Genomic DNA, 12969 nt, shown 5'->3' on the forward strand with positions numbered 1-12969 from the left:
ATGACCCTCACAGAATTACGCTACATCGTTACCCTCGCCCAAGAGCAGCATTTCGGCCACGCCGCCGAACGTTGCCACGTCAGCCAGCCGACCCTGTCGGTGGGCGTGAAAAAGCTTGAAGACGAACTCGGTGTGCTGATTTTCGAGCGCAGCAAAAGCGCCGTGCGCCTGACCCCGGTCGGCGAAGGTATCGTCGCCCAGGCGCAGAAAGTCCTCGAGCAAGCGCAAGGCATTCGCGAACTGGCCCAGGCCGGCAAGAACCAGCTGACCGCGCCGTTGAAAGTCGGCGCGATCTACACCGTCGGCCCGTACCTGTTCCCGCACCTGATTCCACAACTGCATCGGGTCGCCCCGCAGATGCCGTTGTACATCGAAGAAAACTTCACCCACGTGCTGCGCGACAAACTGCGCAACGGTGAGCTCGACGCGATCATCATCGCCCTGCCGTTCAACGAAGCCGACGTGCTGACCCTTCCGCTGTACGACGAGCCGTTCTACGTCTTGATGCCGGCGCAGCACCCGTGGACGCAAAAAGAAACCATCGACGCCGGCCTGCTCAACGACAAGAGCCTGCTGCTGCTCGGCGAAGGCCACTGCTTCCGCGATCAGGTCCTCGAAGCCTGCCCGACCCTGACCAAGGGCAATGACGGCGCCAAGCACACCACGGTCGAATCCAGCTCGCTGGAAACCATCCGGCACATGGTCGCGTCCGGTCTGGGCATTTCGATCCTGCCGTTGTCGGCGGTCGACAGCCATCACTACGCCCCGGGCGTGATCGAAGTGCGTCCGCTGTCGCCGCCGGTGCCGTTCCGCACCGTGGCCATTGCCTGGCGCGCGAGCTTCCCGCGGCCGAAAGCCATCGAGATCCTCGCCGATTCCATTCGCCTGTGTTCGGTGGCCAAGCCAGCGGCACCGGTTACAGCCGGTTAAGCGAGCGTCATGACTGAGCTGTCGCAAGTGTCGGTGACGGCACTCAAGGGTGTCGGCGAAGCCATGGCCGAGAAACTGGCCAAGGTCGGCCTGGAGAATCTGCAGGACGTGCTGTTCCACCTGCCGCTGCGTTATCAGGATCGCACCCGTGTGGTGCCGATCGGCGCGCTGCGACCGGGACAGGACGCCGTGGTCGAAGGCACCGTCAGCGGCGCCGATGTGGTCATGGGCCGACGCCGCAGCCTTGTCGTACGCTTGCAGGACGGCACCGGCGGTCTCAGTCTGCGCTTCTACCATTTCAGCAACGCACAGAAAGAAGGCCTCAAGCGCGGCACGCGGGTGCGCTGCTACGGCGAAGCCCGGCCCGGCGCGTCAGGACTGGAAATCTACCACCCGGAATACCGCGCCATTACCGGTGACGAACCGCCGCCAGTCGATGAAACCCTGACCCCGGTCTACCCGCTCACCGAAGGCCTGACCCAAGCGCGTCTGCGTCAGTTGTGCATGCAGACGTTGACCATGCTCAAGCCAGACACCCTGCCCGACTGGCTGCCGACCGAACTGGCGCGCGACTATCAATTGGCGCCGCTGGCCGACGCGATCCGCTACCTGCACAACCCGCCCGCCGATGCCGACGTCGACGAACTCGCCCTCGGTCATCACTGGGCGCAGCATCGTCTGGCCTTCGAAGAGTTGCTGACGCACCAACTGTCACAGCAACGTCTGCGAGAAAGCATGCGTTCTTTGCGCGCGCCGGCGATGCCGAAAGCGAAAAAGCTGCCGCCGAAATATCTGGCGAATCTTGGCTTCAACCCGACCGGCGCCCAGCAGCGCGTCGGCAACGAAATCGCCTACGACCTCAGCCAGCACGAACCGATGCTGCGGCTGATTCAGGGTGACGTCGGCGCGGGTAAAACCGTGGTCGCCGCCCTTGCGGCACTGCAAGCGCTGGAGGCCGGTTATCAGGTTGCGCTGATGGCGCCAACCGAGATCCTCGCCGAACAGCACTTCATCACCTTCAAGCGCTGGCTCGAACCGCTGGGCATTGACGTCGCTTGGCTGGCCGGCAAGCTCAAAGGCAAGAACCGCGTCGCCGCGCTGGAACAAATCGCCAGCGGTACGCCCATGGTGGTCGGCACCCACGCGCTGTTCCAGGACGAAGTGCAATTCAAGAACCTCGCGCTGGTAATCATCGACGAACAGCACCGCTTCGGCGTGCAACAGCGTCTGGCGCTGCGGCAGAAAGGCGTCGGCGGGCGCATGTGCCCGCATCAACTGATCATGACCGCCACACCGATTCCGCGCACATTGGCGATGAGCGCCTACGCCGACCTCGACACCTCGATCCTCGACGAACTGCCGCCCGGTCGAACCCCGGTCAATACCGTGCTGGTCACCGACACCCGCCGCGTCGAAGTCATCGAACGCGTGCGCGGTGCCTGCGCCGAAGGGCGTCAGGCCTATTGGGTGTGCACGCTGATTGAAGAATCCGAAGAGCTGACCTGTCAGGCCGCCGAAACCACCTTCGAAGACCTCACCCTCGCCCTCGGCGAACTGAAAGTCGGGCTGATCCACGGGCGCATGAAACCCGTCGAGAAAGCCGCCGTCATGGCCGAATTCAAGGCCGGCAACCTGCAACTGCTGGTCGCCACCACGGTGATTGAAGTCGGTGTCGACGTGCCCAACGCCAGCCTGATGATCATCGAAAACCCCGAGCGCCTCGGCCTCGCGCAACTGCACCAGTTGCGCGGCCGTGTCGGCCGGGGCAGCGCCGCCAGCCATTGCGTGCTGCTTTACCATCCACCGCTGTCGCAGATCGGTCGCCAGCGCCTGGGCATCATGCGCGAGACCAACGACGGCTTCGTCATCGCCGAAAAAGACCTCGAACTGCGCGGCCCCGGGGAAATGCTCGGCACCCGCCAGACCGGCCTTCTGCAATTCAAAGTCGCCGACCTGATGCGCGACGCCGACCTGCTGCCCGCCGTCCGCGACGCGGCCCAAGCCCTGCTGGAACGCTGGCCAACCCACGTCAGCCCATTACTCGATCGCTGGTTGCGCCACGGGCAGCAATACGGCCAAGTGTGAGCACCGTCGCAGTTTCTGACAGATCGTTCTGACCAAGCTGGTTATACTCCTGCCATTGTTTCAAAAACGGATACAGATCATGACCGAAGCCGCTCTCGCCCCCGAATCCCCGCACGCGCCGTCTGTCATTCGGCTGCTGCTAGGCAAACTGGGCATCGCCTACGAAGAAGTGCTCGACCACCACGGCCTCAATGCATCGCGCAAGGTACAAGCCGTGTTGCTGGACGACGCCGTCGGCGCGCTGATGGTGCTGTTTCCGCAGAGCCAATTGCTCGACCTCAACCGCCTCGCCGAACTGACGGGCCGTCGTCTCACCGCCGTCTCCACCGAGCGCCTGGAAAAAATGCTCGGCAAACATAGCCTGAGCCTGCTCCCAGGCCTGCCAGCGCTGACCAGTTCGCCGTGCCTCTACGAAGAAAGCCTGCTGCGTGAGCCGAAGTTGCTGATCAACTCCGGCGAACCGGGCCTGCTGCTGGAAATCGCCAGCGAAGACTTCAAGACCATGCTGACCAAGGCCAGCGCCGCCAACTTCGGCGAAGCCCTGAGCAGCATCCGCCCGAACCTCGACCGCCCGGACGATGACCGCGAGGAAATCACCCAAGCCGTGCAAGCGTTCACCGCGCGGCGCATTCAGCAGCGTCTGGAAGCGACCATCGAAATTCCGCCGCTGGCCGAAACCGCACAAAAAATCATCAAGCTGCGTGTTGACCCCAACGCTACCATCGACGACATCACCGGCGTCGTTGAAACGGACCCGGCGCTGGCCGCGCAAGTGGTGAGCTGGGCGGCGTCGCCGTACTACGCCTCGCCGGGCAAGATTCGTTCGGTTGAAGACGCGATCGTCCGCGTGCTCGGCTTCGATCTGGTGATCAACCTCGCACTGGGCCTGGCCCTCGGCAAGACTCTGAGCCTGCCGAAAGACCACCCGCAACACACCACGCCGTACTGGCAGCAGTCGATCTACACCGCCGCCGTCATCGAAGGCCTGACCCGCGCCATGCCGCGCGCCCAGCGCCCGGAAGCCGGCCTGACGTATCTGGCCGGTCTGCTGCACAACTTCGGCTACCTGCTGCTGGCCCACGTGTTCCCGCCGCACTTCTCGCTGATCTGCCGCCACCTGGAGGTCAACCCGCACCTGTGCCACAGCTACATCGAGCAACACCTGCTCGGTATCAGCCGTGAACAGATCGGCTCGTGGCTGATGCGCTACTGGGACATGCCGGATGAGCTGGCCACCGCCCTGCGCTTCCAGCACGACCCAAGCTACGACGGCGCCTACGCCGAATACCCGAACCTCGTCTGCCTGGCCGTGCGCCTGTTGCGTAGCCGCGGGATTGGCTCGGGGCCCGACGAAGACATCCCCGACGCGCTGCTCGAACGCGTCGGCCTGACTCGCGAAAAAGCCAACGACGTGGTCAGCAAAGTCCTAGAAGCCGAAGTGCTGCTACGCGAACTGGCCTCGCAGTTCAGCCAGGCCTAAACAAAACAGGCCCGCTCCCCCAAGGATCACCAAAATCCCTGTGGGAGCGAGCCTGCTCGCGAAGAATCCAACTCGGTCTCCCTGACCGCCCCTGATCGTTCCCACGCTCCGCGTGGGAATGCATCCCGTGACGCTCCGCGTCACCAAAGGCTCAAGCCTTAGGCTTAGCCTTCCTCGGCACCAAATACTTCATCAACCCCTGAAACCACATCACCAGCGCCGGATTGCCCTTGAGCTGGATCGACTTGTCCTGAATCCCCTGCATAAACGCCAACTGCTTGTTCTTCGCCTGCATCGTGGCAAAGCCATAACCGGCATCTTTAAACGCAATCGCAAACGCCGGCTCAGCCACCACGCCAGACTTGCTGGTGATGCGCTGATCCTTGACCACGAAATGCCGCGCCACTTTCCCATCCAGCGTCTGCAGCTGAAACACCAGATCCTTGTCACCCAACTGCTGCTGGAACGCAGGATTTGTCCGGCTGGCCTTACCCATCAACAAACCCATCATCCACAGAAGAAAACGAAATTTCATGCGCACAGCCTCAAAAGGGAAATGAACGGCCGGGGCAGTGTAGGGGATTCGCACAATAACGCCACTATCTGCCACTGTTGGAAGAGGATGCGGTCCAATCCCCGCACGATGACCACCAAGTCACGATTCAACGTTCCCCCCTGATCGTTCCCCCGCTCCGCGTGGGAATGCATCCCGAAACGCTCCGCGTCTCACCACTCACCTTTCCTACACCTGTTGAAACACATCCCTGTAGGAGCCGGCGAAGCCTGCGATCTTTTGATCTTCCGGCCCGCGAATCTATGGGAAATTTCCTGCAAAGTGCGGTGCTGTCCATGAACTAGGCGAGTTGGTGCGGTGGGGATAGGCTCTGTGGGTCGCCGCAAAATCGGTGACTCGGACGTGCAAGTCCGGTTCAGGTGCACAATCGTTAGTGGCGTTTCGCCGAGCGTTTTCCTATGCTCCCGATCGTTATGGCGGCTGTGCGTCGGAGACCTTCGGGTCTGCCGGGTTCCTGAACCGGTCTTGCACACCAACGCACAGCTGCCACCTATTCGAAGTGCAAAGCGAATTGGTGTCGGCCTCATAACTTCAGGAAGCTGCACCATGATCAAACCAACACCCAATCCCCCCGAAAACCCAGACGTTTCGCCCTACGAAACCCTGGAATCAAAGAAATTCCACGAAGCCGCCGAGCGCGCCCTCGACCACCATTTCAAACCAGCCGTCGAACCGCATCCCAAACGTGAGAACGGCCTCTTCAAACTCTCCCCCGGCACCGACGCCGAAGCCCTCATGGCCAACGCCTCCGAAGACCTCCTGTCCATCAGCGTCATCGCCTGCGACCTCGCCGACGACCTCCACGGCTCACGCCGCTCGGTGGCACTGGCCCTGAGCAGAATGGCGGACGGCGTGCGACTGATGGTGGAAGGGACGCTCGACCAGATTGAAGTGCGAAGCGTGGCGGCCAAGCCGTAGCGAGATTTGTGGATGAAAAAAGGGGACATTAAGTCCCCTTTCTGCAACTACCTGTAAAAACCCAGACACAAAAAAGCTGCCAATCACGGCAGCTTTTTTGAGAATCCGAAAACCTTCAACCAGCCAGTCGACCGACTGGCTCAAAATCAGAACCTTTGGCCAACGCAACATCCAGAAAGCGGCTGCGCTTACCAGAGCGCTTGGCCAAAACTTCACGAGCTTCAGCCTGGAACCGGGCAGCCATCATCGGCTTTGGTTCATGTTTGGACTTTTTCATAGAGACCCTGCGGGTATCGCGATTTGAGCGGATATTAGAGGCGCGGCTCCCCCAATAACAAGTCAACTACAAGGGAATATTGAGTCCTCTTCTGTCAGCGGACAGGTAAACAAAACGCAGGAAAGGCTTTTAAACCAATCATTGCATCAACGATTCATAGGCAACTGAAAACGCATACGAACAATGCAATAAGCAAAGTCTTCACGAAACAGCCGACCAGCCATTTCGCAGTGCCCATCAGCGTATTGTTTCCAAAGCGGATCGTCGAAGGCGGCTCCACCCAATCGCTCCATCGAAGTCGCCAGACCTTTTTCCCGGTCCTGCCCCAGCCATGGCCGTGGCGGCTTTGTAAAAACCGTCCAGCGGTAAACCGGTTTGCAGAGCAATCAACTCTCCCAAACGTGCGTTGGTTGTTTGCACCAGACACCCAAGCCTATCAATCGGCGCTTCAGCACCCGGGAACGTACCTTGATAGATCTCCTCGCAAAATCCTTCTTTGAAACGCACCCATTTCTTCTGCACTTCTTTGAGTTGCATCTTTTCCGCAGACGACAAACTAACCAGCGCTTTCTTATATTGCTCATTCAAGACTGCATCGACTTTCTCGAATGTCTGCTGACCGCAGATGATCAAATCGCGATTGGTAAAGCTGTCGTGATTGCAGGCTTCCTGCGCATGTGCTGGAACCAGCGAAGCAGCCAAAAAAACACCCGCGATCAGCTCAAAGAACGTCTTGAGTTTGATCATGATCCGGATCCACTAACACTGCGCTCAGTTACCCGCGCAGGAATCTTCGACGCCTTTCCCGCTTCCGACATACGCGATGCGTATTGCTTGTACGCCGGCACCGCTCGTTCTTTATCGTTCATAGCCCAATAGCTATCTGCGAGATTCAGGTAAGCCACCGTCCGCTCTGGGTTGTGTGCAATTACCGCATTCAACAGTTCAATGGACTCTACGTAGTAACCCGCTTCGCCGAGTAAAAAACCAAGGTCGTTGGACCAGCCAGGATGCTGTCGGAAGTAGTACTTTCCGGTGATATAACTCTCCGGAGAGCACGCGCCATGTGAGTCATCCCCCATCAGTGCCTCACTCATCACTCTTTTGAAAGAGCTGCTGTCACCCTTCCGATACGCCGCCAGCGCCGTATCCAGCAGGTCCGCCGAATAGACAGTCATGAGTTTTTTATAACCGCCCTGAGGTCCGCTAATGTTCGCAGCCCGCAGCTTTTGAAGAGCCTCGAACCCATCGAAGGACGCCAGAGTGATAGAGCCCAATGTCCGCACCGGCAACTCCGCCACGCTGATGAGCGAGCGATCGCAATACTCGTTGTTAACCAACTGCAATATATGCTTTAGCTCAAACTGCTTTGAACTTCTATTGAAGGCGAACAACAGGTTGAAGTTGTAAACCGCGTTATCTTCTTCGCTGGTTACCAGCGCGATGTAATCCCCAGCCTCAACGAACGGCTGCTTGACGACAGCTTCCTCAGCCTGCGGATCAATGACTGTCATGACGCCAGGGCGACCTTTGAGTACATGGACGCTGAATACACCCTGAAGCGCAGACGAGTACTGACTCTTGATCAGAGGTAGCGCCTTCGACGTATCGAGCAAGATGTCCTCATTACGTGCCTGCACCGGCGCAATCAACAACCGGTTGGAGGCCTCGTCCGCATCTCCTGCCAGAACAAATACGTTTTGCCGTGATGCATCACCCAGCAAGCTAGCCGGGATTTCCTGGAGGACCTGTGGAGCAGCAAATGCGTATGAAGTGGTGAGCAGCCCAAGGCTCAACACGATAAAGCGGAAGAACATATTCACTGTTTCAGTCCCTGAATTTCAGATCGCTCAACGACGCGTTGCGGAATCTTCTGCGCTTTACCGGCGGCACTCATCGCGTCGCGGTACTCGCGGTAATAACGCTGCGCTTCCTCTTGGCGATCAAGTCGCCATAGCGAATCAGCCATGTTCAGCATCAGCACTGTGCGTTTGCCGACAGCTTCAACGCCTCGATAAAACTTCAGCGCCAACTCATCGTTGCCGCCCTCGGCCAAGTAGAAACCGAGGTCGTTGTAAGTCTGAACATTTTGCGCCGGGGGATGACACGCCATGTAGGATTCCGGGCTTAAAAAGCTCAGGCTCCATTCGATGGACTCCGCTCGGGACTGCGCAGGCTGGATACTCGAAGCATTTTTCAGCAGGTCCTTGGGTGACTTAGTCTCCAAGACAGGATTGAGCACCCCGCCCTCTTCGGAAACCCATTGCTTGCCTACCCATTTTCCCTCACAAAACCGCTCGTAACTCTCAGCAAGCACGCAACCGGTTTCCATCGAGATCACATCGCAATGCCCTTGTGATGTCGCTATTTCCTCACCGTTCTCACCTATGACTACGCCGTATTCCACCGCGGTCGCCAGTAGAAATTTTTTGTCAGGGCTGAGCCAATCAGGATAAGCCTGGCCACCAATGCCGGCATGAAACAACGGGAACGTTTTTCCATTCGCGGTGAACCAGGCAGTGGTAGATTCCACGACGGGTGATGTCCATTTTTTTGCCTGGAACGTCACTGTGTTTCCGGCGGCTCCCACTATTGGCGGGTCAACGGCAAAGACATTGGTAGCGCTGAACAAGCTGCCGATCATCAACACCCACTTAAGGCTGGCCATAGACGATCCTCTTCACCGCCGGACTTTCTGACATTAACTGTCTCTTCGTAACGCCATAGGCCTTGATCAACTCTTCCCGAGATCCCTTCGAGCCAAATGAGCGCTGGTTATTATCAAAGCTGTATTGCTCCAATCGCCCTGTTGTCGAGTAATAGCCGTGCCACTCCCCGCATGCACCACAACCGCCATAGCCGCCTATCGAAACAAGGCTGCCCTTGGTGCCTTCCACACAATCCATTGCCACAACCACATTGCTCAGCATCTTCGTCTTCGCACCGTCGGAAGTGAGCTGCGAAACTTTGCTGATATCGCGTCGAAGCACCTTGCTACCGATATTGATGGTCTGGTCGGAGCAGACCGGGATGACGTGGGTTTCCGTGTCCCGCACTGTCACGGATCGGCAGGACGAAACCAACACCACTTCAACACCGCCACACTGCATGACATCGCGTTGGGTAAAGGCGTCCGAAGGCGCGGCGAGAGCTGGCAGAGAGAGCAGGAGCGAAATACTGCCCGCGAGAAGACGGTTCATCCACTCACTCCTCATCCATCGGCGGCGATTCCACGTCGGTCATGCTCAGCAGCCGAAACTCATTGTTCACAAACTCGTAGTAACGATCCCGGTTGCCGCTTTCCAAAGTATTCCCCTGGGCGTCCTCTTCGCCGTCGAGCGTGATGCCGGAAACGATGATCATGCGGCTGTCGGGCTGATAGGCCATGCCGAAGGTGCTGCCGTCGTAAGCATTCGGCAGACCGCCAACAACCTCACCAGTCTGAGCATCCAGCACTTCGCCGCAAATGGCGCTGCCGCCACAGTCGAGCCTGTGCAGGATGTAATGGCCGGCGAAGTTGACCTTGCCTTTCAGGGCTTGCACCCGTGCCTGATCCATCATTGGGCTGCTGTTTTCTTGCAGCACCAGCTTATGGTTGGGGCCGGTGAAAACTGGCGTGACGGTGTAATCCTTGAAGGTTGGATCGGCAGCGAATGCCATAGACGCGGCAGCCAATATCAAGCTGCCGAGAACAATCGAAAATCCTTTCACGTAGTAACTCCGTAAATGCAGTGCGGACCGTCGGCTTACTCAGCCTGCCCTTCGTAACGCTGTGTCTGCGGGTCGAATTGCCACAGATGGGGTCGGGTCATGGCCTTTTCACCCTTGTAGCGAATCCGCCCGCGCCTGTCCCTGATGTAGGAGTAGATCTCGATGTCCTTGAACTCACCTCCCCCCTTGGGTGGGCCGTCCAGAACTTTGACCCCGGCGAAGTAATCGCCGCCCGAATACCTCAAATAACCACGGCACTGGATCAGGAAGGCAAATGTGCTATCCATTGATGAGCCAATGCCGACGCGGGAATTGAAGATGAAGTCTTCGATGCCATCGCCATTTAGATCGCCGCGAAAAACCACGTGGCCCGGATCGATAGAAAATTCTTTTCCATCGAGACTGGAAAGTATGTCTTCCGGATGTTCACTGCTCTGCGACCATTGCGATAAGAAATATTTTGAGTCAGCTTCCTGATTGCAAACATCTGCCGCCATAACCGCTATCGGCAACCAGCTCACACATAACACCAGCAATCGTTTCACTTCGTATCCTTCGAATTAATCAATTGCAACTCGCCATCCCGATACAACACCTCACACCCCATCCACGCCGGATCAACCTGCGGCATCACCGCCGAAGGCTTACGCAACTCGCGCAACAACGTCGAGCCATGCGACAAGCGCCCACCCATCCGCGCAATCACCGCCCGCGCCGCTTGATAGTGCGCGTGTCGCCCCGGATCGAGGGTGTCTTCGAGCAGAATGTCGGTGCCGAGGATGCCTTGCACCTGCCCCGGATAAATCATGAACCCGGTGGCCTGTTCCGCACCTTCGCGACCGTCCTGCCAGAAGCTGCCGTCGCGGGTGCGCACATCGGGGTGCGGTGCAAACCAGTGCTCGCGATCCGCCAGCGGCATGGCGTGGTGCAGGCGGAAGAAGATGCGCATGAGGTTGTCGCGATACCACTCGCGCACTTGCAGGTAGTAGCCACGCAAGCCCGGCAGGCCGCTCGAATGGGCGAGGCGGATCAGCCCTGACCATTGCGGGAATGGCTGTAGCGGCAGTTCGCTCGATGCGGGTCGAGGTGTAGCCGGATCGGTTTCCCACGGCAATCGATGCGGACTGTTTTCAAGGTTGTCGTAAGCGGTCGGCGGGCGACCCAGCCAATCACCGCCACTGCTGGCCAGCGCCGTGGCAATGCACAGATTGCCTTGCACCACGAACACGTAAAACCGGGTGAACCAGTCCGCGAGTTGTTGGCCATCGGCACCTTGGGCGACAAGTTCGGCCAGCTCCCGTTCGAAGCGCTGCAAACCATTTTCAAGGTTCAGCAAATGCCCGCGAGCCTTGCGTTGCATACGCAAAAACAGCGGCAACGAACGCAGCATCTTCAGCGGTTGCCACGGCAGATGCGGAGTCGCCCCGCCAACTTCACCGGCGTAGTTGCTGGCGCTGATGCCCCAGTCGGCCAACCGGGCGAGGAACAGATCATTGTTGATGTAGGACGCGCCGCCGAACACTGCGGTGAACGGCTCGTTGTCCTGCAACACCCGCGCATCCCAACGCGCCATGATCGCCGGGATACTCACTGCCGCGCGGCGCTGAGCGTATTCCACAAATACGCTCGGCTGCGGTGGCAAGATCTCGGCGATATTGGCGGCAGTCAGGTGCCGGCGCCAGCCGTAGTCGCTGATCGGCCGGTATTGCAGCAACCACAATTGCGCGCCATCCCAGGCCCATTCGACGTCGCCGGGCACGTAGTGGAACACGCGCAGCACGTCTTGCAGAAAGCGCCAGAGCAGGTCTTCGGTCAAACCGTGGGACGGCGTGAACGTGCCGCTGCGCCACGCATCGCCGAGCCGCGAAAGCGTTGCCCGTGAGGGGCTGACGTGACCGTCGGCCAGCGATTCGAGATGCCCTTCAACCCACTCCAGTTCTACCGAGAGATGGCGCACGAACGCGATCCCGGAAACTAGCGGCGTGATGAAGCGCTGCACCACCACTTCCTCGACGCCTCCGGCCGTCAGTTCGGCGATGCGTTTCGGCACATTGGCGGACGGCTCGCGCAGATAGGTGGTGCTCAAACCGGCATTCGCCGAATCGGCCTGATCCTCGCCATAACTGGAGGAGCGCACCGCCCAGGTCACATCAGGTTGGGCGGCGAGAAATGCCGGCAGACGCGGATCGGCACAATCGTTGAGCGTCAGCGCCGCCGGCACCGCTTGCCGCGCCAGTTCAGCCAGGCGCAAACGCCCACCCTTGGTGTGCGCAACAAATCCGCGCTCGCCGGACTCCAGCCACTGCGCGAACTGCGCGGGCGAGTCGATCCACGGGTAATGACCCCAACCGGGTTTGAGGCTGATGGTCAGATCAGCACGGGCGAGAATCGCCGACCACGCCGCCGCTTGCTCGATGCCGAGCACCGCGTCCTGATCGCCCCAAACCAGCTCGACCGGATCGGTGATCCACTCCAGCAGTGGCAACGCGGTATCGGCGCGAATCAGATCCCAGTGCGGCACAAACGCACGGCAGCGCGCATAGCCGGCGCCCATGCGCTGGTACTGCGCGGGCGTCCAGGTCTGGTTGGAAAACTTGCGCGCGAACAGCGTGGGTTTGTTCGACAGCAGCCAGTGGATGGTCTTGCGGATCGGCAGCGGCGACATCAATGCCGGCAAGCGACGCTGCCACAAAAATGCCCCAACCGGCGCCAACAGAACACTGCGCGAAAAGTGCCCGGGCCGACGCTGCAACGCGTGCAGCACCAGCAACGCATTGACCCCGACTGCCATGATCGCGCTGCCCTTCTGCGTCATCGCCAACAAGGTCTGCGCGTAGTCCGCCAGATCCTCGCAGGGTGGCAGCGGATTGGCGCCGAAGCCCGGCAACTCCAGCGGCACCACGTCGTAGCGCTGAAAGTGCGGCAGCGCGTCATCCCACCAATCGGCAGCGCTGCCGTTGCCGGCCAGCAGATACATCAACGGCTTGCTCATGA

13 protein-coding genes are annotated in these 12969 nt (G+C 59.4%); 4 read left to right on the forward strand and 9 right to left on the reverse strand.

Translation table 11 applies throughout. The features are described 5' to 3' along the window. From RMV17_RS28945 to RMV17_RS28955, 3 genes are all read left to right on the forward strand, one after another. Window positions 1-930, forward strand: a complete 930-nt coding sequence (locus RMV17_RS28945) for a hydrogen peroxide-inducible genes activator (RefSeq protein WP_007920331.1) — start codon at window positions 1-3, stop codon at window positions 928-930. 9 nt (window positions 931-939) lie between these two features. Beyond that, window positions 940-3015 (forward strand): ATP-dependent DNA helicase RecG, encoded by a 2076-nt coding sequence (gene recG, locus RMV17_RS28950; protein WP_257356604.1) that lies wholly within the window; start codon window positions 940-942, stop codon window positions 3013-3015. Window positions 3016-3094: 79 nt separating this feature from the next. Next, entirely contained in the window at window positions 3095-4495 is a 1401-nt protein-coding gene (locus RMV17_RS28955; RefSeq protein WP_034152069.1) for an aminoacyl-tRNA deacylase and HDOD domain-containing protein, read from the forward strand. A gap of 151 nt (window positions 4496-4646) precedes the next feature. On the opposite strand, the gene RMV17_RS28960 is transcribed toward RMV17_RS28955, so the two are convergent. Continuing rightward, a complete protein-coding gene (locus RMV17_RS28960) occupies window positions 4647-5030 on the reverse strand; it encodes a helicase (RefSeq protein WP_016985803.1) in 384 nt (127 codons plus the stop codon). A gap of 585 nt (window positions 5031-5615) precedes the next feature. Between RMV17_RS28960 and RMV17_RS28965 the strand changes: the two genes are divergently transcribed. Beyond that, complete coding sequence (locus RMV17_RS28965; RefSeq protein ID WP_034152070.1) at window positions 5616-5987, forward strand: DUF6124 family protein; 372 nt, start codon at window positions 5616-5618, stop codon at window positions 5985-5987. Between the two features lie 115 nt (window positions 5988-6102). On the opposite strand, the gene RMV17_RS28970 is transcribed toward RMV17_RS28965, so the two are convergent. The 8 genes from RMV17_RS28970 to RMV17_RS29005 form a co-directional block, all read right to left on the reverse strand. Next, window positions 6103-6264 carry a hypothetical protein gene (locus RMV17_RS28970; protein ID WP_163012154.1) on the reverse strand — a complete coding sequence of 54 codons (162 nt, stop codon included), beginning with the start codon at window positions 6262-6264 and terminating at the stop codon, window positions 6103-6105. A 237-nt stretch (window positions 6265-6501) separates the two neighbouring features. Continuing rightward, window positions 6502-7011, reverse strand: a complete 510-nt coding sequence (locus RMV17_RS28975; RefSeq protein WP_311884327.1) for a lysozyme inhibitor LprI family protein — start codon at window positions 7009-7011, stop codon at window positions 6502-6504. Further along, the gene (locus tag RMV17_RS28980; RefSeq protein WP_311887097.1) at window positions 7008-8081 is read right to left on the reverse strand and encodes a hypothetical protein; all 1074 of its coding nucleotides are present in this window, start codon (window positions 8079-8081) and stop codon (window positions 7008-7010) included. Before RMV17_RS28980 ends, RMV17_RS28975 begins: the two co-directional genes overlap by 4 nt. 2 nt (window positions 8082-8083) lie before the next feature. Next, window positions 8084-8932 carry a tetratricopeptide repeat protein gene (locus RMV17_RS28985; protein WP_311884329.1) on the reverse strand — a complete coding sequence of 283 codons (849 nt, stop codon included), beginning with the start codon at window positions 8930-8932 and terminating at the stop codon, window positions 8084-8086. After that, window positions 8919-9464, reverse strand: coding sequence for a hypothetical protein (locus tag RMV17_RS28990; RefSeq protein ID WP_311884331.1), 546 nt, complete (start codon window positions 9462-9464; stop codon window positions 8919-8921). The genes RMV17_RS28985 and RMV17_RS28990 overlap by 14 nt, the downstream gene beginning before the upstream one ends. Window positions 9465-9468: 4 nt before the next feature. Then, on the reverse strand, window positions 9469-9924 hold the full coding sequence (locus tag RMV17_RS28995; protein ID WP_311887098.1) for a hypothetical protein: 456 nt from the start codon (window positions 9922-9924) through the stop codon (window positions 9469-9471). A gap of 86 nt (window positions 9925-10010) precedes the next feature. Next, window positions 10011-10520, reverse strand: a complete 510-nt coding sequence (locus RMV17_RS29000; RefSeq protein ID WP_311884333.1) for a hypothetical protein — start codon at window positions 10518-10520, stop codon at window positions 10011-10013. Continuing rightward, entirely contained in the window at window positions 10517-12967 is a 2451-nt protein-coding gene (locus RMV17_RS29005; RefSeq protein WP_311884335.1) for an alpha/beta fold hydrolase, read from the reverse strand. Before RMV17_RS29005 ends, RMV17_RS29000 begins: the two co-directional genes overlap by 4 nt. Window positions 12968-12969 lie beyond the last annotated feature (2 nt).

The organism is Pseudomonas sp. VD-NE ins, assembly GCF_031882575.1.
Classification (GTDB): Bacteria; Pseudomonadota; Gammaproteobacteria; order Pseudomonadales; family Pseudomonadaceae; genus Aquipseudomonas; species Aquipseudomonas fluorescens_BZ.